Consider the following 24393-nt stretch of genomic DNA (forward strand, 5'->3'; position numbering starts at 1 on the left):
TGTCTTTTTTTGCTTACTCTTCGTAAATATGAACGAAAGGCTTGTCTTCATCTGCTTTTCTAACAATGAGCGCTTCCGGTCCGCTTACTGAGTTAATAGAGATACTCGTTTCCATATATGAAGGGAAATGATCAAGCATTAAACCAGCAACGTACTGAGTAAATCCTACAATTTCACCTTTTCCGTAAAATTGTACGGGAATATCAATCGTCATTTTTTGAAGCTGTCCATCTTTGTAATACCCTTTCCCTACTACGCTTGTAAAGTTCGGGAAATAGTCTTCGATTTGCGCTTTAAACTCATCAAATTTCATCGCATCATCTCGGTGATCTTTTGTTGCATCTGATGATGGGAATAAATAATATTGCTCGTCTAAATTATCCCAGCTGCCAACGGCCGTATCATTTGAACCTGCATTTCCGACAGCTATAAAGTTACCCGGTGTTAAAGAGGACTTAGCACTTTGTTTGAATAATGCTACTCGAACTGGCACATTTTCTAAGCCTTTGATGTTGCGCATACGCTTAACAATCTCATCTGCCATTTGCTTTCCTTGGGCTTCAATCTCTTTATTTGTAAGCTTCACTTCACGAGCATAACCATTTTCTTCTGTATAATAATGAACGGAATTCATCGCCAGGCCAATTGTGACGCCTCCAAGTTTTACCTTGTCGTCTCCGTCTTGAATAAGGTAGTCTTGCTCAGTAATGTTCGCTAAGTACATTGGACTTGTTTCATTACGAGTTTTCAAATCGCCTTTTTCTGTATCGATTGGGTTTAATCCATTGTTTTTAAGCTTCTTTTTCGCCGTATCATCTTTTGTTTTGCTTTGAAGATCTTTAAACTGTTTATCGCTCAGCTTACGGCTTAACCATGAGCGAATAGTATCTTTATCAAGGTACTGGCCTTCTTGATACACATATTTTTTCGGAGAATAGCTATCTGTCGATAAGCGCATTAAGCCTGTTTCAAATTCTTGCGCATCCAAGCGGTTGTTTAAGTTTGCTGCTACTAAGCCTCTTGCCACTCCCGCTTTAAATGGAAGAATTGTTCGGTAATAATCATCTGAAATACTATACTTCGGAATAACTGCTTTTTCTTTCTTGTTGTTGGTTTGTTGAACAGTCTCTTTATCGTCCGAAAGGTTCGGTGCACACGCTGAAGTTACAAGCATGACCGCAAGAGAAAGTAACAATATCTTTTTCAACTACACACACCTCTTATTTATTTAATTCCGTAAGTAGCCTTGCCTCATCCCATACTTCAATTTCAAGCTCGTTAGCTTTTGTCAGTTTGGAACCAGCCTCTTCCCCTGCCACAACAAGGTCTGTCTTTTTACTTACGCTTCCTGTGACTTTACCGCCAAGTGCTTCAATTTGTGCTTTTGCCTCATTGCGAGATAGCTGTTCAAGCTTACCTGTTAATACAACGGTTTTACCAGCAAAAACAGAATCTACATTTTCTACACTTACAAGCTTGGGTCCTTTGTATGTAAGGTTTACTCCATACTCTTTTAATTCATGTATAAGTTCTTGAACCTCTTCTTGTGTAAAGTAAGCGACAATAGCATCAGCCATTTTGGCACCAATTTCATTAATTGCCACTAATTCATCATACGTTGCTTTTGTTAACTTGTCTATGGTTTCAAAGTGCTGAGCTAACGTCTTTGCAGCTTTTGCTCCTACATGGCGAATGCCCAAACCAAAAAGCAAACGCTCAAGCGAATTTTCTTTCGATGCTTCGATGGCTGCAATCAAATTATCAGCAGATTTCTCACCCATGCGCTCAAGCTCGATTAACTGCTGTTTTGTCAGCGTATAAATATCCGCTACGTCTTTAATTAACTGTTCGCGAAATAATTGCGATATAACTTTTTCACCAAGTCCATCAATGTTCATCGCATTGCGGGACACGAAATGAATAAGTCCTTCACGAATTTGAGCAGGACAGCTTGGATTAATGCAGCGAAGCGCAACTTCTCCTTCTAAACGCACCAGTTCACTTTCACATTCCGGACAGTGAGTGGGCATCGTAAACTCTTGCTCTTCTCCCGTTCGCTTCTCCTCAATCACATTCACTACCTCAGGAATAATATCTCCTGCTTTTTTCACTACGACATAATCTCCGATGCGAATGTCTTTTTCACGAATCAAATCTTCATTGTGAAGAGACGCACGCTGTACCGTCGTACCTGCTACTTGAACAGGCTCCAAAATAGCTGTTGGCGTAATGACACCTGTACGGCCTACCGTCAGCTCAATATTTACAAGCTTGGTTACGACTTCTTCAGCAGGAAACTTATAAGCAATAGCCCAACGTGGACTTTTGGCCGTTGTTCCAAGCTCAGCCTGCTGATCAAATGAATCTACTTTTACAACAATGCCATCAATATCATAAGATAGTTCTGGACGTTGCGTTTGCCAGCTTTCGATGTAAGCAATCACATCATCAATGGTTTCACACGTCTGTCTTTCCTTATTTGTTTTAAAACCAAGCTCATCGAGTAAATTCAAACTTTCGCTGTGAGAGTCGATTTCTAATTCTCCTGTATCAGTCATGGCATATACAAAGATATCTAAATTACGTTTTGCCGCAATTTTAGGATCTAGCTGACGCAGTGAGCCTGCAGCTGCGTTACGCGGGTTAGCAAACGGAACTTCATCCCTTTCCATTTTTGCTTCATTAAGTGCTTTGAATGATTTTCTCGGCATAAATGCTTCTCCGCGAACTTCCATTGATAATGGTTCTTTAATTCGCAGTGGAATAGAGCGAATTGTTTTCAAGTTTTCAGTAATATTTTCACCAGTTGTACCGTCTCCGCGCGTAGCTCCCAGCACTAAGTATCCATCTTCATAGCGAAGAGATACAGCAAGGCCGTCAATTTTAAGTTCGCATACATAAGAAAACTCATCTCCAACGGCTTGGCGCACTCGGCGATCAAAATCCCGAAGGTCTTCTTCATTAAATGCATTTCCTAAACTTAGCATAGACGTTTGATGCTGAACCTTCTCAAACGCATCGAGCACTTGGCCGCCGATGCGCTGAGTAGGTGAGTCAGCTGTTTTTAATTCTGGAAATGATTCTTCTATCTCAATTAACTCATTCATTAATTTATCGTATTCTGCATCTGGAACAGATGGCTGATCTAACACATAATATTCATAGCCATATTGATTTAATAAGTCGCGTAATTCTTGAACGCGGGATTTTGCTGTCTCAAACTCCATATTCTAGCTCCTTTTCACGATTACACTTTCGTAACCGGGGCAAATTTAGCAAGCAGTCTTTTTACACCTGTAGGACTAGGAAAAGCAATGTCTAATTCTTTTGAATCTCCTTCTCCTTTTACACTTACAACTGTACCAATTCCCCATTTTTTATGCTCGGCCTTGTCTCCAACGCTCCATCCAATTGATTCACTGCCTGTTGACACAAGCTTCGTTTTTGCCACGGCCGCTTGTCGGCGCGCTGCAAAAGGCGAAGCTGAAGCCCCTGAACGGCCAGCAGCAGGTTTGCGCATTGCTTCATTTAAAGATTCCACAAGCTCGCTTGGGATTTCTCCAATGAAGCGGGATTTTGGATTAACGTTTGTTTTACCAAATAGTGTGCGCATTTGAGCATTTAATAAATACAATTCTTGTTCAGCACGCGTAATCCCTACGTAGGCTAAGCGTCGTTCCTCTTCCATTTCATTATCTTCGAATAATGATCGGCTATGAGGGAATACGCCTTCTTCCATACCCATTAGAAAAACAACCGGGAACTCTAGACCTTTTGCCGAGTGAAGCGTCATCAGAATCACTTGTTCGTTCTCTTCTTCTTCCTCGTCGTCAAGCTTATCGATATCAGCAACAAGTGCTAAATCGGTTAAAAATGCTACTAAGCTTTTATCTTCACTTGCTTCTTCAAACGTTTTTGTGACAGATAAAAACTCATCAATATTCTCTAAACGGCTTTGTGCTTCAATTGTTTTTTCCACTTTAAGCGCTTCACGGTATCCTGTTCTTTCTAATACTTGTTCCACAAGCTCTGTAACAGACATATAGTCTTGCATTTGAGCTAAGTTCGAAATCATCGATTGGAAATCACGAAGGGCTTTTGTTGCTTTGCCTGTTAACCCCATTAATTCTACTTCATCCAGCGCTTTGAAAATAGAAATGTCATGAACGTTTCCATAATTGGCCACTTTATCGACTGAAGTAGCTCCCACTCCGCGCTTTGGAACGTTCACAATACGAGCTAAGCTAATGTCATCATCTTGGTTGGCAATTAAGCGCAAGTACGCAAGCAAATCTTTAATCTCTTTGCGGTCGTAGAACTTAATGCCGCCGACAATTGTATAATTAATATTGGATTTTAACAGCACTTCCTCCATCACACGAGACTGTGCATTTGTACGATACAAAATGGCAAAATCACTGTATTTACGCTTTCCGCTGTCTACTGCTTCTTTAATTTTACGTGCTACAAACTGTGCCTCATCATGCTCACTCATTGCTTGGTAATGATAAATCTTCTGACCTTCATCGTTTTCCGTCCATAAGTTTTTCACTTTACGATTCATATTGTTTGCAATGACGCCGTTTGCCGCAGCCAAAATCGTTTTAGTTGAACGATAATTTTGTTCAAGCAAAATAGTTTTGGCTTTTGGGTAATCTTTTTCAAATGACAAGATATTTGTAATATCAGCCCCGCGCCAGCGGTAAATAGACTGATCTGAATCCCCTACTACGCATACATTTTCAAATCTTGCAGCTAGCAAGCGAACCAGCATATACTGTGCATGGTTTGTATCTTGATACTCGTCCACATGAATATATTGAAACTTGCGCTGATAGTAAGTTAACACTTCAGGAACTCGTTTAAATAGCTGAATCGTTGTCATAATCAAATCATCAAAATCGAGCGCTTGGTTTTTCTTTAAACGCTTTTCATACTCTTTGTAGACTTTGCTTACAACTTCTTCATACGGTCCCGCTGCTGTTTTATCAAATTCTTCCGCTACTTTCAGTTCATTTTTAGCTGAACTAATGCTTCCTAATAACGAGCGCGGATCGAATTTTTTTGGATCGATGTTTTGATCTTTTAAAATATTTTTAATAACGGACAGCTGATCCGTTGAATCTAAAATCGTAAAGTTACGATTAAAGCCAATACGATCAATATCTCTTCGTAAAATACGCACGCACATCGAGTGGAACGTTGAAATCCAGATATCTTCTGCCACTCCGCCAACGATATTTGAAACACGCTCTCTCATTTCACGAGCTGCTTTGTTTGTAAAAGTAATGGCTAAAATATTCCAAGGTGCAACTTCTTTTTCTGCCATTAAAAACGCAATTCGATGCGTTAATACACGTGTTTTCCCACTTCCTGCACCGGCCATAAGTAATAGTGGTCCGTCTGTCGTTTTAACTGCCTCTTGTTGCTGAGGGTTTAATCCTGTTAATAATTTTTCACTTAAAAAATTCACGTTTTCACCGCCTATATCGAACATATATTCTCTATTCTACTTTATTTATTTTTCACTGTGCAATATTCTTTTTTACTGCTTTTACAGTTTTTAACGCTTCCGATAAATTTGTATAAATAACATTTCCTACAATAACCGTATCGGCTAGCTCTCCCATCTCACTCGCTTGCTCTTTTGTCTCAATACCTCCGCCGTAAAATAATTTCGTCCCATTTAGTGAATTTTTCACTTCTGCCACTAATTCAGGATCTCCATACGTTCCGCTGTATTCTAGATAGAAAACGGGCAAATGAAACATGCGTTCAGCCATACGAGCATACGCTACAACGTCTTCTGCATCCAAATCTGTTTTCGCTTCCGTTAGCGCAGCTACTTTTGCTTCGGGGTTAAGTACGCAGTATCCTTCTACAAAAATTTCATCCCAGTCCATGATCTCTCCGTATTCCTTCATAGCTGCGTGATGTAAATCAACAATCCACTTTGGATCCTTGCTGTTTAAAACGGTCGGAATAAAATAAGAATCAAACCCAGGTGTTACAGAGTCAATTGTTGATACTTCAAGCGCACACGGCACCGTGTAGCGGCGAATACGCATTAACAGCTGCAGTACATTGTCTAGAGTCACTCCATCAGATCCTCCGACAAGAACCGCATCCGTGCCGGATTCGCAAATTTTCTCTAAATCTGCATCTGAAATCTCTTTATTAGGATCTAATTTAAAGACATGTCTCCACTCTTTAATATCATACATATATGTTCCTCCATTTCTTTACACTTAAAAGTTCGCGCTTGTCCATTTGTTCATTATAACAAAACTAAGGGGGTGAAATGAAAGGAAAACTGAACTTTTCATCACGTTTTTTGTTTTCAAAAAATATGTATAAAAGATATGGTTTTATCCTCAAATCCCCGAAGAAAACATCACAAAAAAAGCCCATTTTGCACAAGGTTATTGTTTCTCTGCATAGGATATGCTAATATATAGCTACTAAAATTCATATGATATACGCTGAAGGATCAATAGTACTTAAATCCTCTTCACAAAGCGAACTAGGGACGGTGGGAGCCTAGAGAATGGTTTAAGGAAAAGGCAATCTGGAGTATATACAGACGAAGGTGGATACATTTTGTATCAACCAGGGTGGAACCGCGGGAAAAACTCTCGTCCCTGGGCATATTGTTGATATGCCCAGGGACGAGAGTTTTTTTGTACCCGCTCTTTTTGTTTCGCTTGAATCACTACCATTTACAGGAGGAATTAGAATGTCAAAAACAATGGATCAAATCGTATCTCACGCTAAACACCGCGGCTTTGTATTTCAAGGATCTGAAATTTACGGCGGTCTTGCAAATACATGGGATTACGGCCCGCTTGGCGTAGAATTAAAAAACAATATTAAAAAAGCATGGTGGAAAAAATTCATTCAAGAATCTCCATACAACGTTGGTTTAGACGCTGCGATTTTAATGAATCCAAAAACATGGGAAGCTTCTGGTCACTTAGGAAACTTTAATGACCCAATGATCGACTGTAAGGATTGTAAAGCCCGTCATCGTGCCGATAAATTAATTGAAGAAAAACTTCAAGAAAAAGGCATTGAAATGATCGTAGACGGCCTTTCATTTGATGCAATGGCTGACTTAATTAAAGAACATGAAATTACATGTCCTGAGTGTGGTTCAGCTAACTTCACTGAAATTCGTCAATTTAACTTAATGTTCAAAACGCACCAAGGTGTAACTGAAACATCAACAAATGAAATTTACCTTCGTCCTGAAACAGCTCAAGGTATTTTCGTAAACTTTAAAAACGTTCAGCGCTCAATGCGTAAAAAGCTTCCGTTCGGTATCGGCCAAGTGGGTAAAAGCTTCCGTAACGAAATTACACCTGGTAACTTCACATTCCGTACGCGTGAATTTGAACAAATGGAACTTGAATTCTTCTGTAAACCAGGCACTGAATTAGAGTGGTTTAACTACTGGAAAGAAACATGTAACAAATGGCTTCTTTCTCTTGGTATGAAAGAAGAAAACGTTCGTCTTCGCGATCATGATGATGATGAACTTTCTCACTACAGTAATGCAACAACAGACTTTGAATACAAGTTCCCATTCGGCTGGGGAGAACTATGGGGCGTAGCTTCTCGTACAGACTATGACTTAAAGCAGCATATGGAACACTCTGGAGAAGACTTCCAATATGTTGATCAAGAAACAAACGAACGCTATGTACCTTACTGCATCGAGCCTTCTTTAGGCGCTGACCGTGTAACATTAGCTTATATGATTGATGCATATGAAGAAGAAACGTTAGAAGATGGCTCTTCTCGTACAGTTATGCAGCTTCACCCTGCTTTAGCACCATTTAAAGCTGCTGTATTGCCACTTTCTAAAAAGCTTTCTAACGAAGCTCGCGCTGTCTTTGAAGATTTAGCAAAATACTTTATGATTGACTATGATGATGCTGGTTCAATCGGTAAACGTTACCGTCGCCATGATGAAATCGGTACGCCGTTCTGTATTACATTCGATTTCGATTCATTAGAGGACAATCAAGTAACAATCCGTAACCGCGACACAATGGAACAAAAACGTGTAGCAATTAGCGACCTTAAAAATATCATTGAAGAAGCAACTCAATTTTAATTAAAAAATAAGCGTATGGCTGCTTCAGCCATACGCTTTACTTTTGATTTGAATCTTCTTGAAGGCGTTCTAACACCATTTGATACGCATCGCTTCCATAATTCAAGCAGCGTTTAACACGGGAAATAGTCGCTGTGCTTGCTCCAGTTTCCGTCTCAATTTTATGGTACGTGTTGCCTTCTCTCAGCATTCTTGCTACTTCTAAGCGCTGTGCTAATGATTGAATTTCATTAACTGTACATAGGTCATCAAAAAATTGATAGCATTCTTCAAGGTTTTCTAATGATAAAATCGCTTGAAATAGCTGATCTAATTCTTTTCCTCGTAGTTTGTTGATTTGCATCGTATCGAACTCCTTTATCATTGGCTTTCTTTACTGGTTGTTTCTATCTATAAAATACAGTTTCTATATTTATTTGCACATACATTCATTCTGTATGAAGACAGCCAATTTCATACAAATTTCAAATTCCTTTGATACTTTTATATTTTAACGCATTATAGACGGAAAAAGTACTTTTTTATTCATAACATCATAAATTCCTACTGGCGTGATACGAATATAGGGCAAATGTGTAGACGAAAAGAACAGCAGTGAATAGACGGGATCATCGTGCTTGTATCCTCGCTCACCCAGCACTTTCTTGAGTTCTACCTCTCGTTTACTTAACTCCTCCATCGGCAGATTCGACATGACTCCTTTTAACGGAAGATCCAGTTCGTATACTACTTTCTCATCTTCTGTAATGACAATACCGCCTCCAATTTCTTTCATACGTTTAAATGCACACATCATATCTTTTTTCGATTTTCCAATTAAAATAAAATCACCTGTATTTGAAAATGAACTCGCCAGTCCCGATACATTTGTCGCAAATCCTTTTAACAGCGTATTGATCCGCCACTTGCCTTCTCGGTCCACCAGCACTAAAAAACTTTCATCATGATCAGAGGCTAATACATCTCCGCTCACATTCAAGTGAATTGAATACGGCTCCATAATAACAGCATTTTTCATTTTTACGCCTACTGGCATTGAAAATTGAAAATCGTCCATTGTTAAATCAAAGTCCAACTTTAACGGTGAAAAACCAAACTTTTCCCAAGGAAATTCTACTGAGGCTAATGCTTGTTCTTTGCCTTCTTTTTTCATCCACTTTCCTTTTGCTAGCACAGAGACCGGAGTAGGCCGCATAGGATCTTCTAAAATATTAATATTAGCCACACAGCCTGTTGCTACATGCCCGTGCAAATGTTCCATGTTATAATAGCGAGCGATATTTACAGATACCATATTATAAGCATCTAACACGGGAACCCCTTCTGAAATAGCTAATGTAATTAACATATCTGACACGCCATTTTGGTAAAAAGAAGGCGGAGAACCGTCTGTATTCATCGTAATATGGTCAAAGTAATCTACCTGCAGCTCTTTTAACTCCTGCAGCAATTTTGGCAAATCCGGCCGAATTGAAGAGTGGCGCAAAGCAACGTCATAGCCTTGTGTTAACCGAGCAACAACATCTTCCCCCGTCATAGACTCATGATCGCTGTCTGCTCCGAGCAATTTCATTTTTGCCAAGGTAAATGCTGACGCCCCTGGAAAATGTCCTTCAATGTGCTTTCTCATCCGTTTTGTCTCTTGAACCCAGTGAAGCATTAAATCATCTCCGTCTAAAAGCTTCGGCCAACTTGTCAGTTCGCCTCCTTGTAAGACAGCTTCATTTTGTAGCCAAGAAGTAATGTTCGTATGTGAGAAGATGTCAGCCTCTTCATCAATTTCCGTCTGCGAATCAAATCTGCACCACCAATAAAGCGATTGTGGTAACGTTTTCATTTCTTCAATCAATGAAAACGCCGTTTTTTGCTCGAGCTGTAAAGCGAGAATTAAATTATCATTAAATAAAGTCGTTGTTCCGTGCTTGGCTGCATATTGGGAAAAAGTCTGGGGATTATATAACTGAAACGGGTGAACATGCGGCTCAATATACCCAGGAACCACATATTTCTCACTGCAGTCTATAATCTCTGTAGAAGCGTCTGTGTGCTTAGGCATCTCTGAGCCGACGTATACAATACGGTCTTGGTAAACCCAAATATGTGCTTTTTTCCACTGCTTCATTCGAGCGTTCAAATATGTTGCATCTTTTAAGACAATAGTTGGTGCTTTTTGACCGTTTAATACTAAGAGCTGCTGTCTAATATGTTTGCTTTTCCAGCGGTATCTTTGTTCCGGCATGCTAAATTCCCCCTAATTTACTATGTATTTTTATCGTAACACATCCGTGATGTAAACGCATTCAGAAACTGTTATTAATTTTATGAATAAAGGTGATAAAACATGAAACCAAATATCGGTATTGTTAACGCATTAATTCGACTTACACTGGGCTTTACCCTTCTTTCTTGGACAACATCTCGTTTATCTCGCAGACCGTACAAAGATTCATACATCTTCTTAGGGTTAATGGGAGCTTTAAAAGTGGCAGAAGGCATCACGCGTTTTTGCCCTCTTACGTACGCATATGATTCATGTCAAAAACATGATGAACATGAACACCATCCAAATGGAAATGAAGAAACGTATAATCCTTCATAAGGTAAAAAGGAGAGCCGGAGCTCTCCTTTTTTATTTTAAAGCTGCTTTTGTTAATGCACGATGGCCGATGTCTTTACGATAGAAAAAGCCTTTTTCCACATCGATATGAGCCATTTGCTTGTATACTTCTTGCTGCGCTTCTTGAAGAGTTGCTCCTTTAGCACCTACTAATAGAACACGGCCGCCGTTTGAAACGTATGTGTCGTTTTCTAAAGCTGTACCAGCGTGGAAAACAAGCGCGTCTTCACTAATCGCATCCAATCCGTTAATTGGCGCACCCTTTTGATAATCTTCTGGGTAGCCTGCTGCTGCTAATACGATTCCGATAGCCGCTTCATCATCCCATTCAATTTCTACTTTTTCTTCTTTCAAAATACGAAGAAGCACATCGACTAAATCGCTTTTCATACGCGGCAGTACAACCTGGGTTTCCGGATCTCCAAAACGCGCATTAAATTCAATAACTTTTGGTCCTTTTTGTGTTTGAATCAGACCAGCATATAGAATTCCTGTATACTCACAGCCTTCTTCAGCTAATCCTTTAGCCATTGGAAGTAAGATGTTTTCTACAGCCTCTTGTACTTCTGCATCACTGATTTGCGGAACAGGAGAGTAAGCTCCCATGCCTCCTGTGTTTGGTCCTTGATCGCCGTCAAAAGCACGCTTATGATCTTGTGCAATTACCATTGGATATACATTTGTACCGCGTACAAATGCCATTAATGAAAATTCTTCACCATCCAAAAATTCTTCTACAACTACTTTTGCACTTGCTTCTTTAAATTTTTGGTCAACTAGAAAATCACGTAATGTATCTACAGCTTCTTCCACTGTTAAAGCAACAGTTACACCTTTACCAGCCGCTAAGCCGTCTGCTTTAATAACAATTGGAGCGCCTTGCTTTTCCACATATGCTTTTGCTTCCTCGTAAGACGTAAATGTTTCATACGCTGCGGTTGGAATATCATACTTTTTCATGAGCTCTTTTGCAAAGCTTTTGCTTCCTTCAATCATCGCTGCTTGTTTGCGCGGTCCAAAGACTGGAAGACCTTCTTGTTCAAATCGATCAACAATGCCTTCAATTAGCGGATTTTCTGGTCCAACAATTGTTAATCCAATCTTGTTTTCTTTTGCAAATAGCACAAGCTCTTCTTGGCTGCTTTCATCGATTGGTACAATCGTTGCCACATCTCTCATGCCCGGATTTCCTGGTGCTACAAACACTTCGTTAACAAGTAGACTTTTTGAAGCTTTCCATGCAATTGTATGCTCTCTTCCGCCTTTTCCAATAACTAAAACATTCACGTTCTTCACCTCATTAATGTTTAAAATGTCTTACGCCTGTAAATACCATTGCAATGCCGTATTCATCTGCTTTTGCAATTGACTCTTCATCACGAATTGATCCGCCTGGCTGAATAATCGCTGTAATTCCTGCTTTAGCTGCTGCTTCTACTGTATCGCCCATTGGGAAGAACGCATCTGAACCTAAAGCTGAACCTTGTGCTTTTTCACCAGCTTGTTCAATCGCAATTTTTGCAGCGCCTACACGATTCATTTGACCAGCCCCTACGCCAATTGTCATGTCATCTTTTGCAAGTACAATAGCATTAGACTTAACATTTTTAACAACTTTCCATGCTAATTTTAAATCTGCCCACTCTTTTTCTGTTGGCTCGCGTTTCGTTGGAACAGTAATCGTTGCATCATCAAATCCGAACACATCTTCATCCTGAACAAGAACGCCGCCTTTTACAGATGTTAAGAAAGCTTCTTTTTCTGCTTTTTCATCAAGCTCTATCGTTAGTAAACGAAGGTTTTTCTTAGCTGTTAATACATCTAATGCTTCTTGATCGAACGCAGGCGCAATGATGATTTCTAAGAAAATTTCTTTTAACTGAATAGCCGTTTCACGGTCGATAGGACGGTTAGCTGCTACGATACCGCCAAAGATAGATGTAGGATCCGCTTCGTATGCTTTTTGATAAGCTTGAGCAATTGTTTCACCCACACCTACACCGCAAGGATTCATATGTTTGATCGCTACGATAGCCGGCTCTTTGAATTCTTTTACGATTTGAAGAGCTGCATTTGCATCGTTGATATTATTGTATGATAACTCTTTTCCATGCAGCTGCGTAGCTGTTGCAATAGAACCTTTTTGTGTTAACGGCTTTTTATAGAAAGAAGCTTGTTGGTGAGGATTTTCTCCGTATCGTAAGCCTTGAACACGCTCATACGTTACTGTTAATTTCTCAGGAGTTGTTTCACCTGTAATGTTTGTTAAGTATTCAGCGATTAATGCATCATAAGCTGCCGTATGACGGAATACTTTTGCTGCTAATCGTTGATTGGTTTCAAATGAAACATTGCCATCAGCTTTTAACTCTTCTACTACGGTTGCGTAATCGCTTGGATCTACTACAACTGAGACAGAACGATAGTTTTTCGCAGCTGAACGAAGCATTGTAGGTCCACCGATGTCAATATTCTCAATCGCTTCAGCAAGCGTTACATCCTCTTTTTCAATTGTCTTTTTAAATGGATATAAGTTTACAACTACAAAGTCGATTGGCGAGATATTATGCTCTTTCATTTGTGCTTGATGCTCTTCGTTATCGCGTAACGCTAATAAAGCACCGTGAACGTTAGGATGCAATGTTTTTAAACGACCGTCTAAAATTTCTGGAAAATCAGTTACTTCAGAAATTCCGATAACGTCAATGCCATTTTCTTCTAGCGTACGTTTTGTACCGCCAGTTGAAATAATTTCTACTCCTAAGTCCTTTAATTCTTGTGCAAATGAAACAATACCTTCTTTATCAGATACGCTAATAAGCGCGCGTTTTGCTGTCATTTTGTAAACTCCTCCTGATCCGATCTCTCATTTAAAATCTTTCTTTCACTACTACTCTACCATAGTAAAGGATTAAAACTTTTTTGACAAGGTTACATCCTATTTATTTAACTGCGGCTTGTTCAAATAATTCATTTAGTACCGCGGGATAAAATTGATGTTCAATTTCATGAATGCGGGCCTCAACGGTTTCTCTTGTATCGCCTTTTTCAATGCGAATAGCCTGCTGATCAATAATTGGTCCTGTATCCATTCCTTCATCTACAAAATGCACGGTAATTCCAATCACTTTTACTCCTGCATCAAAAGCTTGACCAATAGCATCAATCCCAGGAAATGCAGGTAAAAGCGACGGATGAATATTAACAATACGATTTTTGTATGGCTTAAGCAACGTCGAACCAACTAATCGCATATATCCTGCTAAAACAAGAAATTCTACTTTAGCTGATGTAAGCTCTGCAAGAATTGCTGCTTCATACGCTTCTTTATTTTCATAGTTTTTAGGCGAACAAACAAAGCATGGTATTCCACATGCTTTTGCTCGTTCAATTACGTATGCATCGGGTTTATTGCAAACAACAAGCGCAATATTTGCTTTTAATCGACCTGACTGAGTTGCTTCGTAGATGGATTGAAAGTTACTGCCGTTTCCAGAAGCAAACACTGCAATATTTATCATGCAAACGTCCCTCCAGCAAATTCAACACCTGTTCCTTCTTTTACACGTCCGATAACAAATGCTTTTTCGCCTTCGTTTTCAATTGCTTCAATGACTTTATTCATATCTTCAGGTTCAACAGCTAAAACAAATCCGATTCCCATGTTGAATACTTCGAACATTTCTTTACGGTCTAGCTTGCCTTGCTCTTCAAGGAAATCAAACACGTATGGAATTGGCCAAGAACCGTAATCGATTTCTACACCTAAACCTTCAGGAAGCATACGAGGGATATTTTCAACAAACCCGCCTCCAGTAATATGAGCCATACCTGCAATCTTAGCTGCATGTAATGCTTTTAGGACCGGCTTCACGTATATTTTTGTTGGCGTTAATAACTCAACTCCAAGCTTTTCGTTAAAACCAGCGTAAGTTTCTTGAAGATTTAATCCTTGATCATCAACGATTTTACGTACAAGAGAGTAGCCATTGCTGTGAATACCGCTAGATGAAATACCGATCAACAGCTGTCCAGCTTTAATCTCATCTCCAGTAATAATTTCTGACTTTTCTACTGCTCCTACTGTAAACCCAGCAAGATCATATTCATCTTCTTCGTATAAACCTGGCATTTCAGCTGTTTCTCCGCCAATTAACGCACAGTTAGATTGTTCACAGCCGTCTGCAATTCCTTTTACAATCGATTCAATTTTTTCAGGAACTGCTTTCCCGCAAGCAATATAATCTAAGAAGTAAAGAGGCTCTGCTCCTTGTGCTAAAACGTCGTTTACACACATGGCCACTGCATCCACACCGATTGTGTCATGCTTATCCATCTGAAAAGCAAGTTTCAATTTTGTTCCTACTCCATCGGTACCAGAAACAAGAACAGGCTCTTTTAAATTCAATGTAGATAAATCGAACATTCCGCCAAAGCCGCCGACTGTTCCCATAATACCTGCACGAGCAGTGCGTTCTACGTGCTTTTTAATACGTGAAACAGCTTCATATCCTGCTTCTAAGTCAACTCCAGCTTGTTTATATGAATATGACATGTTGTCACTCCTTTTTTACGTTAAAACTAACAAGTTACCTTTTCATGAGGGTGTACAGTATCTGGATAAATTTCAGTTGGATACTTTCCAGTGAAACATGCCATACACTGTCCGCCGTTGCCTTCATACTGTCTGCCGATTGCATCTACTAACCCTTCGTTGCTTAAGAAAACAAGTGAATCAGCTTCAATCAATTCACGAATTTCTTCAACAGAGCGCGTAGCAGCAATTAGCTCAGAGGATGACGACGTGTCAATTCCATAAAAACATGGATTTTTGATAGGGGGTGAACTGATGCGTACATGTACTTCAGTTGCTCCTGCTTCTCGAAGCATACGAACAATGCGACGGCTTGTTGTGCCGCGAACGATAGAATCATCTACCATGACAACACGTTTACCCTCTACAATTTTACGTACAGGAGACAGCTTCATTTTTACACCTTGTTCACGCAATTCTTGTGAAGGCTGAATGAATGTACGGCCTACGTATCGATTCTTAATTAAACCTAATTCGTATGGAATTCCTGACTGTTCTGCAAAACCGATCGCTGCTGAAATACTTGAATCAGGAACGCCTGTTACAACGTCTGCCTCAATCGGTGACTCAACTGCAAGTTGTTTCCCAAGGTTTTTACGAGCAGAGTGAACATTGATTCCATCAATATTGCTATCTGGTCTTGAGAAATAAATATATTCCATACTGCAAATTGCGCGATTTACATTTAATGTGAAACGTTCTGATTGAATACCTTCATCGTTAATAATGAGTAATTCACCCGGCTCTACATCACGCTCATGAACTGCTCCAACGATATCGAACGCACATGTTTCAGAAGCTACTACATAAGCATCACCTAATCGTCCAATTGATAACGGACGCAATCCGTGAGGGTCAAGTGCAACCATCATCGTATCTTCTGTTAAGATAACGAATGCGTATGCGCCTTTAACCATTGATAAAGCATTTTTTACTTTATCTTTCATATCTTCATAGCCGCTTCGTTTAATTAAATGAGCAAGTACTTCTGTATCCGATGTTGATTGAAAAATACTCCCTTGGTTTTCCAGCTGATGCTTTAATGCATTTGCATTAACCAAGTTTCCATTATGAGCTAACGCAAGGCTTCCGCTATGAGAGCGGAAGTGAAGGGGTTGAACATTTTCAAACCCTCCGCCTCCAGCTGTTGCATAACGAACGTGTCCAATTGCTGCTTTACCGTTTAGTTGCTCTAACTCTCCGTGGCCAAATACTTCGTTAACAAGACCGACGCCTTTCATTACTGTCACTTTTTCTCCGTCTGTTACAGCAATACCAGCGCCTTCTTGTCCGCGGTGCTGCAAGCTATGCAAACCGTAATAAGCAATCTGGCTTGCATTTTCATGTCCCCATACACCGAATACGCCACATTCTTCGTTTAAGCCTTTGATTTCAGCAAGCATGGAAGCGCTCCTTTCCAAGCAGTAGTTAATTCTTCAACTGATAATTGAACAAGAACATTTTCTTGATGTTTAACAGTTAATGTTGCGTCTTCTGTTACGCGTCCTACTAATGTTACATCTTGTACAAGCATTTCGAATTTTTCTTTATTCTCTGGAGAAACCGTTACGATAAAACGCGATTGTGTTTCACTGAATAGCTCTGCTGTTGCTTCGCCGTCTACCGTTACGTCCACACCTAATCCGCTGCCGTTCATCACTTTTTCAGCTAGGGCTACCGCGAATCCTCCTTCTGCAATATCGTGAGCAGATTGAACTGCACCTTCACGAATTGCTTGAAGAAGCTGATCTTGACGTGTTTTTTCAACTGCTAAATCTAATTTAGGTGAATGCCCAAATACCGTACCGTTTTCTAGTACTTTTTGAAGCTCAGTACCTGCGAATTCTGCTTCAGCTTTACCAATCACATAGATTAAGTCATCTTTTTGCTTCGCATATTGAGTTGTAATATGGTTGATATCGTCGATCAAACCAACCATTCCGATAACAGGAGTTGGGTAAATTGCTTCACCTTTTGTTTCATTGTAAAGAGATACGTTACCGCCGATAACCGGAGTCGATAGCTCACGGCAAGCGTCGCTCATACCGTCTGTTGCTTTTTCAATTTGCCAGAAGATTTCTGGTTTTTCAGGGTTACCGAAGTTTAAGCAGTCTGTAATTGCAAGAGGCTGTGCACCTGAACATACAAGGTTACGAGCAGCTTCTGCTACTGCAATACGGCCGCCTACTTCTGGGTCTAGGTATAAATAGCGAGAGTTACAGTCTGTTGTCATCGCTAATGCTTTATTTGTATCACGTACACGAACAACCGCCGCGTCAGATCCAGGAGATACAACTGTGTTTGTACGTACTTGATAGTCATATTGGTTGTAAACCCACTCTTTGTTTGCAATAGTAGGCTGTTTTAAAAGTGTTACTAACATATCACTGTGATTTTCAACAGTAGGAGCATATGCTGATTGCTCTTGGAACTCACGATAGTATGCTGGCTCTTGAGATGGCTTGTGGTATACCGGTGCATCTTCTGCTAATGCATCTACAGGAACATCTGCTACTACTTCTCCGTTATGAGTTAAACGAAGGCGCTTATCGTCGGTTACGTGACCAACTGAAACAGCTTCTAATCCGTATTTTTCTACGATTTCTACGATTTCATTTTCACGGCCTTTTTCAACAACGATGAGCATGCGCTCTTGAGATTCTGAAAGCATCATTTCATATGGTGTCATACCTGTTTCACGCTGAGGTACAAGATCAAGGTTCATTTCAATACCAGAACCCGCTTTACTTGCCATCTCTGCTGAAGAACTTGTTAAGCCCGCAGCACCCATATCTTGAATACCGACTAAAGCGTCACACTTGATAAGTTCTAAGCAAGCTTCAAGAAGAAGTTTTTCCATAAATGGATCTCCTACTTGTACAGCAGGACGTTTTTCATCTGACTGATCAGATAGTTCTTCAGAAGCAAATGTTGCGCCGTGGATGCCGTCGCGGCCTGTTTTTGCTCCTACGTACATAACCGTGTTGCCAACGCCTTTAGCTTGACCTTTTTGAATGTCTTCGTGATTAATTAAACCCACACACATAGCGTTAACAAGCGGATTTCCTTCATATGAAGCTTCAAACTGAATTTCTCCGCCTACTGTTGGGATTCCTACACAGTTACCGTAACCTGCGATTCCCGCTACTACTTCCTCAAACAAATGACGAACCTTTGGAGATGTTAATTCACCAAAACGCAAAGAGTTTAAAAGTGCAATCGGTCTTGCTCCCATTGAAAAGACGTCACGAATGATACCACCTACACCAGTTGCTGCTCCTTGATAAGGTTCAATCGCTGATGGATGGTTATGACTTTCGATTTTAAATACAACGGCTTGGTTGTCACCAATATCAACGATACCAGCTCCTTCACCAGGACCTTGTAATACTTTTTCACCCGTGATAGGGAATTTTTTCAGTACAGGCTTAGAGTTTTTATAACTGCAGTGCTCTGACCACATAACAGAGAATAAGCCTGTTTCTGTATAATTAGGAGTACGACCAAGCAGTTGCTCTACATTCGCAAACTCTTCGTCTGTTAATCCCATGTCTCGATATAACTTTTGTTCTTTAATTTGCTCTACATTTGGTTCAAGAAGTAACGACATTTTGTTCCCTCCACTGCTTTACGATTGATTGAAATAATTTAAGTCCGTCCGCGCTTCCTAAAAGATCGCTTACCGCTCTTTCTGGGTGAGGCATCATTCCTAATACGTTGCCTGTTTCGTTCGTAATCCCTGCAATATCTTGAAGACTTCCGTTTGGATTATCACCTGCGTATTGGAAAAGAATCTGGTTGTTTTCAATCAATTTTTGTAACGTGTGTTCATCACAATAGTAGTTGCCTTCACCGTGTGCCACTGGAATAGCAATTACTTCATCTTTGCCATAAGCATTTGTAAACATTGTTTCGTTATTAGCTACTTTCAAATTCACTGTTTTACAGATGAATTTTAAGTTTTCATTACGGCGCATAGCACCTGGCAGTAATCCTGCTTCTAATAAAATTTGGAATCCATTACATACACCTAGTACTGGCTTTCCTTGGCTTGCTGCTTTTTTTACAGCGTCCATTACATTTGAGAAACGAGCGATAGCACCTGAACGAAGGTAATCTCCATATGAGAAACCACCTGGAAGCAAGATACCATCATATTGATCTAATGATTCTGTATCGTGCCAAACGTAATCTACTTCTTCACCAAGCTCATCTTTGATAGCATGATACATATCGACGTCACAGTTTGATCCTGGAAAAACAATTACAGCAAATTTCACTGTACGACAACCTCCTCAACCTCGTAACGGTAATCTTCAATTACTGTATTAACTAAAAGCTTTTCACACATTTCTTTTACGCGTTCATCTAATGAATCTGTGCTGTCGATTGTTAGCTCTAAAAATTTACCTATGCGTACTTCTTCTACTTCTTCATAAGACATACGGTGCAATGAATTTTTAACGGCTACTCCTTGAGGGTCTAATACACTTTCTCTTAATGTGACAAATACTTTTACTTTATACATGGTTGGGTTATCCTCCGATTCGCTGTAAGATTTTTTCGTATGCTTCTGTTAAACCGCCTAAATCTCTGCGGAATACATCTTTATCTAATTTTTCGTTCGTATGAACATCCCAGAAGCGGCAAGTGTCAGGTGAAATTTCATCCGCTAAAATAATGTCGCCTTGAGAAGTACGGCCGAATTCTAATTTAAAATCTACTAAGAAAATATCTTTATCTTTGAAAAATTTCGATAATATTTCGTTGATTTGAAGTGCTTGTGCCTTTAAACTATCAATCTCTTCTTGAGTTGCAGCCTTAAGGAAAATCGCATGTTCTGCAAGAATTAATGGATCACCAAGCGCATCGTCTTTGTAATAAAGTTCAACGATTGGCTGTTCAAAACGAATACCTTCTTCTACGCCAATTCGCTTCGCAAGGCTTCCTGCTGTAGCATTTCGTACAACAACTTCAAGCGGGACAATTTCTACTTTCTTAACCGCTTGTTCATGATCTGAAAGCTGCTTCACAAAGTGAGTTGTAATCCCTTGCTCATGTAACATTGAAAATAGTAAACTACTAATTTGATTGTTCAACTGTGCTTTTCCGCTAATCTCCGCTTTTTTCTGACCGTTGAATGCTGTAGCTTCATTTTTATAAGCAACCCACAATACATCTTGCTCATCAGTAGCGTAAATTTTTTTCGCTTTTCCTTCATAAAGTAACTCTTGCTTTTCCATGCTGTCACCTCTACATACAGAATATTCAGATACACTTTCTTAGATAAAGGCAAGGACGTGCCTTGCCTTTTTTATTAAAGACCTAAACGTTCAAAGATCATATCTACATTTTTTAAATGGTGCTTATGATCGAAGCAATCTTCAATCTCTTCTGGTGATAAGTGGCGAGTAATGCGCTCTTCGCCTTCAATTAAAGAACGGAAAGGAACTTGCGTTTCCCATGCTTCCATTGCTTTTGGCTGTACTAAGTCGTATGCTTCTTCGCGTACCATGCCTTTATTGATTAGTGTTAACAGTACACGCTGTGAGTAAATTAATCCTAGTGTACGATCCATGTTGCGCTTCATATTGTCAGGGAATACTGTTAAGTTTTTAACAATGTTTGCAAAACGATTTAACATGTAATTTAAAGCAATCGTTGCATCAGGTAAGATGACACGCTCTGCCGATGAATGAGAGATGTCACGCTCATGCCAAAGCGGTACATTATCATAAGCTGTAACCATATAGCCGCGAATTAAGCGAGCAAGTCCCGTTACGTTCTCAGAACCGATTGGATTACGTTTATGAGGCATTGCAGATGATCCTTTTTGACCTTTTGCAAAGTACTCTTCAACCTCACGTGTTTCACTCTTTTGAAGACCGCGAACTTCTACTGCAAATTTCTCAATAGATGTCGCAATTAACGCTAGTACTGACATATAGTGTGCATGACGGTCACGCTGTAATGTTTGCGTAGAGATTGGTGCTGGTGAAATTCCTAACTTCTCACATACGTATTTTTCAACAAAAGGATCGATGTTAGCGAACGTTCCAACTGCTCCTGACATTTTACCGAATTCCACTTCAGCTGCAGCACGTTTTAAACGCTCTAGGTTACGCTTCATTTCTTCGTACCATAATCCCATTTTCAAACCAAATGTCGTTGGCTCAGCGTGTACACCGTGCGTACGTCCCATCATAACCGTATACTTATGTTCTTGAGCTTTTTCCTTTAGTACTTCTACAAAGCGCTCTACGTCACTTAGCAAGATTTCATTAGCTTGCTTTAATAAATAAGATAGAGCTGTATCAACTACGTCAGTTGAAGTCAAACCGTAGTGTACCCACTTGCGCTCTTCACCAAGCGTTTCAGATACTGCACGAGTGAAAGCTACTACGTCATGACGCGTTTCTAATTCAATTTCATTGATGCGGTTAATATCAAAGGATGCATTTTGACGAATTAACTTCACATCTTCTTTCGGAATATGTCCTAATTCTGACCATGCTTCGCAAGCTAGAATTTCAACTTCTAACCAAGCTTTAAATTTATTTTCTTCTGTCCAAATAGCTGCCATTTCTGGTCTTGTATAACGTTCAATCATGTTGTTACTTCCTCCGTTCTTTCCCAAATTCCTAGAGATTCGGCTTTTTCTATCGCCTCATCTATCTTATCAGCTAATACCGTGATATGTCCCATTTTTCTCTTCTCTTTTGCAACTTTTTTTCCGTACAAATGCAAGTGCATATCATCTAAACATTCGATTTTTGCCATTGTGTTCTCAATATGTTCCCCTAATAGGTTAACCATAACAGCAGGTTTTAATAAAGTCGGCTGTGCTAGGGTCCAGTTACAAATGGCTCTTACATGCTGCTGAAATTGAGAAAGATCACAAGCATTGATTGAATAATGACCTGAATTATGAGGTCTAGGTGCCATTTCATTTATATAAAGCTGACCTTCTTCAGTTAGGAACATCTCAACTGCTAATGTACCAACTAAATCTAATCCTTTTGCTATTTCTTGCGCATATTGAAGAGCTTTCGCTTCTTGATCTGCTGTAATACGTGCCGGAACAATCGTTTGGTGCAAAATATGATGCTTATGAATGTTCTCAGCTACTGGTAAACATACCGTTTCGCCTTTTGCATTGCGGTGTACAATAACTGATACTTCTTTATCTAAGTTCATCCACTGTTCTACAATGCATTCCGACTGTGCTAATAGCTCAGCTGCTTCACGAATATTATTCTCATTTTTCACTAGAACTTGCCCTTTACCGTCATATCCGCCTCGGCAAGTTTTTACGACACATGGATAACCAATTGTTTCGACAGCTTTTAAAAGTTCTTCTTCAGTCGTAACGATTGCGTAATCAGGAACGTCTAGATTAAGCTTTGTAATCATTTCTTTTTCTAAACGACGATTTTGTGTAACGGCTAGTAAATGACTGCCTTGTGGCACGTAGCATTTTGTTTCTAGCCATTTCATCATCTCAACATCAACGTTTTCAAATTCATAGGTGATGACATCTGACACTTCAGCAAGCTGTTCAACCGCTTTTCTATCATCATAGTTGCCAATGACTTTAATATCTGCTACTTGACCGCAAGGAGAATCTTCTGTTGGTTCAAGCACTGCAATGTAATAACCCATTTCTTTAGCAGATAGTGCAATCATTCTTCCTAGCTGTCCACCGCCTACGATTCCAATTGTTTTACCAGGAGGTATAAGTAAATTAGACAAGTTGATCACTACTTTCTAACACGGATGATTTAATAGACTCTCTACGATTTTCAAGTTGATCACTTAATGTTGGATCCTGTGTTGCTAAGATTTGTGCTGCTAGCAGGCCAGCGTTCGTAGAACCAGCTTTTCCAATAGCTACTGTAGCTACCGGTACGCCGCCCGGCATTTGAACAATCGATAAAAGTGAATCTAAACCGTTTAAGTTACTTGATTTAACCGGTACACCTATTACAGGTAAAATTGTTTTTGCAGCAATCATACCAGGTAAGTGAGCAGCGCCACCAGCGCCAGCAATAATAACTTTAATCCCTCGTTCTTTAGCAGTTTCAGCGTACTCAAACATATAATCCGGCGTTCGATGTGCTGATACAACTTTCTTTTCATATACAATATTTAATTCATCTAAAATGTCACACACATATTTCATAGTGCTCCAGTCTGACTGACTGCCCATTACAACAGCAACTTTTACATTCATGAATAAAAGCTCCTTTTTCACGTTATAAAAAAACCTAGGGTACGTTATGGCTCACTAAAGGAAAGCCACAACTACCCTAGGTTTCATGTATCAACATTCCTTTTGAAAAGGAATCATGTTTACCTATTTAGTAATTGTACTCTCCTCATAGTCCAATGATTTACGGTCATCGGGTAGAAACTCGTGGGCCATATTCCCACTATTATATGAGGTTTCGGATATCTCAATTGACAACTTAATAATAACAGCCAAACCAGAAAAAAGTCAACCCAAAAATCGAATATTTACTATTTTTATCATTAAAATGTTCGTATTTAGAGACTTTTCCCTTCGAAAACAATCTGTTGCTTTACCGGAACATACTCTTTTTTACCATTTATTTCTTTTTCTTCAAAGATAGGCTTTTCCATGCGTCGAACGGGCATATACCCATCTTTTTTCATTCGATCTAAACAACTTGCGATTGTTTCATTTTCCTGTAATTCGTATAGTACTTTTTTTGATTTCTTACCCAAAATGCAGCCTCCAGTTTGAAAGAAGTTTCTTACAACGTCAAAAAGAACTTTTATAATAAAAAATTAAATGAATCCACTATAGTGTAACATAATTTAAAAGTTAAATTCACTCTGTAATTTTTAGAAACAAAAAAGACTAGTCATTGAATGACTAGTCTTTTTATTGGCCTGGCAACGTCCTACTCTCACAGGGACAAAGTCCCAACTACCATTGGCGCTAAAGAGCTTAACTTCCGTGTTCGGTATGGGAACGGGTGTGACCTCTTCGCTATCGCCACCAGACAAGAGATTGCTCTCTCAAAACTAGATAACAGT

The 24393-nt window shown here is 39.6% G+C and carries 21 protein-coding genes, 1 rRNA gene and 1 riboswitch; of the genes, 2 read left to right on the forward strand and 20 right to left on the reverse strand.

Annotated features, from left to right (window positions below; translation table 11 throughout):
• Nucleotides 1-13: 13 nt before the first annotated feature.
• Genes AC1DEF_RS23970 through pcrB form a run of 4 tightly spaced genes read right to left on the reverse strand, consistent with a single transcriptional unit; the run spans nt 14 to nt 6224 of the window.
• Nucleotides 14-1207, reverse strand: coding sequence for a CamS family sex pheromone protein (locus AC1DEF_RS23970; RefSeq protein WP_014461929.1), 1194 nt, complete (start codon nt 1205-1207; stop codon nt 14-16).
• A 13-nt stretch (nt 1208-1220) separates the two neighbouring features.
• A complete protein-coding gene (gene ligA, locus AC1DEF_RS23975; protein WP_097824732.1) occupies nt 1221-3227 on the reverse strand; it encodes an NAD-dependent DNA ligase LigA in 2007 nt (668 codons plus the stop codon).
• A gap of 20 nt (nt 3228-3247) precedes the next feature.
• The gene (pcrA, locus tag AC1DEF_RS23980) at nt 3248-5497 is read right to left on the reverse strand and encodes a DNA helicase PcrA (RefSeq protein WP_013081449.1); all 2250 of its coding nucleotides are present in this window, start codon (nt 5495-5497) and stop codon (nt 3248-3250) included.
• Nucleotides 5498-5525: 28 nt separating this feature from the next.
• Nucleotides 5526-6224: a heptaprenylglyceryl phosphate synthase gene (pcrB, locus tag AC1DEF_RS23985; protein ID WP_097824731.1), complete on the reverse strand. Its 699-nt coding sequence runs from the start codon at nt 6222-6224 to the stop codon at nt 5526-5528.
• A 512-nt stretch (nt 6225-6736) separates the two neighbouring features.
• Here pcrB and AC1DEF_RS23990 point away from each other — a divergent pair.
• Nucleotides 6737-8119 carry a glycine--tRNA ligase gene (locus AC1DEF_RS23990; protein ID WP_013055049.1) on the forward strand — a complete coding sequence of 461 codons (1383 nt, stop codon included), beginning with the start codon at nt 6737-6739 and terminating at the stop codon, nt 8117-8119.
• Nucleotides 8120-8156: 37 nt separating this feature from the next.
• On the opposite strand, the gene AC1DEF_RS23995 is transcribed toward AC1DEF_RS23990, so the two are convergent.
• Complete coding sequence (locus AC1DEF_RS23995) at nt 8157-8462, reverse strand: YerC/YecD family TrpR-related protein (RefSeq protein ID WP_013081447.1); 306 nt, start codon at nt 8460-8462, stop codon at nt 8157-8159.
• A 147-nt stretch (nt 8463-8609) separates the two neighbouring features.
• Nucleotides 8610-10358, reverse strand: a complete 1749-nt coding sequence (locus tag AC1DEF_RS24000; protein WP_025752917.1) for an adenine deaminase C-terminal domain-containing protein — start codon at nt 10356-10358, stop codon at nt 8610-8612.
• A gap of 102 nt (nt 10359-10460) precedes the next feature.
• On the opposite strand from AC1DEF_RS24000, the gene AC1DEF_RS24005 reads away from it, so the two are divergent.
• Entirely contained in the window at nt 10461-10718 is a 258-nt protein-coding gene (locus AC1DEF_RS24005; protein WP_016762773.1) for a YgaP family membrane protein, read from the forward strand.
• 30 nt (nt 10719-10748) lie between these two features.
• On the opposite strand, the gene purD is transcribed toward AC1DEF_RS24005, so the two are convergent.
• The 14 genes from purD to rrf all read right to left on the reverse strand — a co-directional run bounded on the left by purD (nt 10749) and on the right by rrf (nt 24360).
• Nucleotides 10749-12023 carry a phosphoribosylamine--glycine ligase gene (purD, locus tag AC1DEF_RS24010; RefSeq protein ID WP_477727569.1) on the reverse strand — a complete coding sequence of 425 codons (1275 nt, stop codon included), beginning with the start codon at nt 12021-12023 and terminating at the stop codon, nt 10749-10751.
• A gap of 13 nt (nt 12024-12036) precedes the next feature.
• The gene (gene purH / locus AC1DEF_RS24015; RefSeq protein WP_013081443.1) at nt 12037-13575 is read right to left on the reverse strand and encodes a bifunctional phosphoribosylaminoimidazolecarboxamide formyltransferase/IMP cyclohydrolase; all 1539 of its coding nucleotides are present in this window, start codon (nt 13573-13575) and stop codon (nt 12037-12039) included.
• A gap of 103 nt (nt 13576-13678) precedes the next feature.
• The gene (gene purN / locus AC1DEF_RS24020) at nt 13679-14257 is read right to left on the reverse strand and encodes a phosphoribosylglycinamide formyltransferase (RefSeq protein WP_014461934.1); all 579 of its coding nucleotides are present in this window, start codon (nt 14255-14257) and stop codon (nt 13679-13681) included.
• Nucleotides 14254-15291, reverse strand: a complete 1038-nt coding sequence (gene purM, locus AC1DEF_RS24025) for a phosphoribosylformylglycinamidine cyclo-ligase (protein ID WP_013081441.1) — start codon at nt 15289-15291, stop codon at nt 14254-14256. The genes purN and purM overlap by 4 nt, the downstream gene beginning before the upstream one ends.
• A gap of 26 nt (nt 15292-15317) precedes the next feature.
• Complete coding sequence (gene purF, locus AC1DEF_RS24030) at nt 15318-16733, reverse strand: amidophosphoribosyltransferase (RefSeq protein ID WP_013055041.1); 1416 nt, start codon at nt 16731-16733, stop codon at nt 15318-15320.
• Nucleotides 16709-18940 carry a phosphoribosylformylglycinamidine synthase subunit PurL gene (purL, locus tag AC1DEF_RS24035; RefSeq protein ID WP_013055040.1) on the reverse strand — a complete coding sequence of 744 codons (2232 nt, stop codon included), beginning with the start codon at nt 18938-18940 and terminating at the stop codon, nt 16709-16711. Before purL ends, purF begins: the two co-directional genes overlap by 25 nt.
• Nucleotides 18924-19610, reverse strand: a complete 687-nt coding sequence (purQ, locus tag AC1DEF_RS24040) for a phosphoribosylformylglycinamidine synthase subunit PurQ (RefSeq protein ID WP_013055039.1) — start codon at nt 19608-19610, stop codon at nt 18924-18926. Before purQ ends, purL begins: the two co-directional genes overlap by 17 nt.
• Nucleotides 19607-19858 (reverse strand): phosphoribosylformylglycinamidine synthase subunit PurS, encoded by a 252-nt coding sequence (gene purS / locus AC1DEF_RS24045; RefSeq protein WP_013055038.1) that lies wholly within the window; start codon nt 19856-19858, stop codon nt 19607-19609. The genes purQ and purS overlap by 4 nt, the downstream gene beginning before the upstream one ends.
• A 7-nt stretch (nt 19859-19865) precedes the next feature.
• Nucleotides 19866-20573 (reverse strand): phosphoribosylaminoimidazolesuccinocarboxamide synthase, encoded by a 708-nt coding sequence (gene purC, locus AC1DEF_RS24050; protein WP_013055037.1) that lies wholly within the window; start codon nt 20571-20573, stop codon nt 19866-19868.
• 74 nt (nt 20574-20647) lie between these two features.
• Nucleotides 20648-21940 carry an adenylosuccinate lyase gene (gene purB, locus AC1DEF_RS24055; RefSeq protein ID WP_013055036.1) on the reverse strand — a complete coding sequence of 431 codons (1293 nt, stop codon included), beginning with the start codon at nt 21938-21940 and terminating at the stop codon, nt 20648-20650.
• Nucleotides 21937-23082, reverse strand: coding sequence for a 5-(carboxyamino)imidazole ribonucleotide synthase (purK, locus tag AC1DEF_RS24060; protein ID WP_013081438.1), 1146 nt, complete (start codon nt 23080-23082; stop codon nt 21937-21939). The genes purB and purK overlap by 4 nt, the downstream gene beginning before the upstream one ends.
• A complete protein-coding gene (gene purE, locus AC1DEF_RS24065; RefSeq protein WP_097824730.1) occupies nt 23075-23563 on the reverse strand; it encodes a 5-(carboxyamino)imidazole ribonucleotide mutase in 489 nt (162 codons plus the stop codon). The genes purK and purE overlap by 8 nt, the downstream gene beginning before the upstream one ends.
• 128 nt (nt 23564-23691) lie before the next feature.
• A riboswitch (purine riboswitch) is annotated at nt 23692-23793 on the reverse strand.
• An 84-nt stretch (nt 23794-23877) separates the two neighbouring features.
• Nucleotides 23878-24078, reverse strand: coding sequence for an NETI motif-containing protein (locus tag AC1DEF_RS24070; protein ID WP_014461942.1), 201 nt, complete (start codon nt 24076-24078; stop codon nt 23878-23880).
• Nucleotides 24079-24244: 166 nt separating this feature from the next.
• A 5S ribosomal RNA gene (gene rrf / locus AC1DEF_RS24075) occupies nt 24245-24360 on the reverse strand.
• Nucleotides 24361-24393 lie beyond the last annotated feature (33 nt).

It is taken from the genome of Priestia sp. 10L35 (assembly GCF_056395685.1).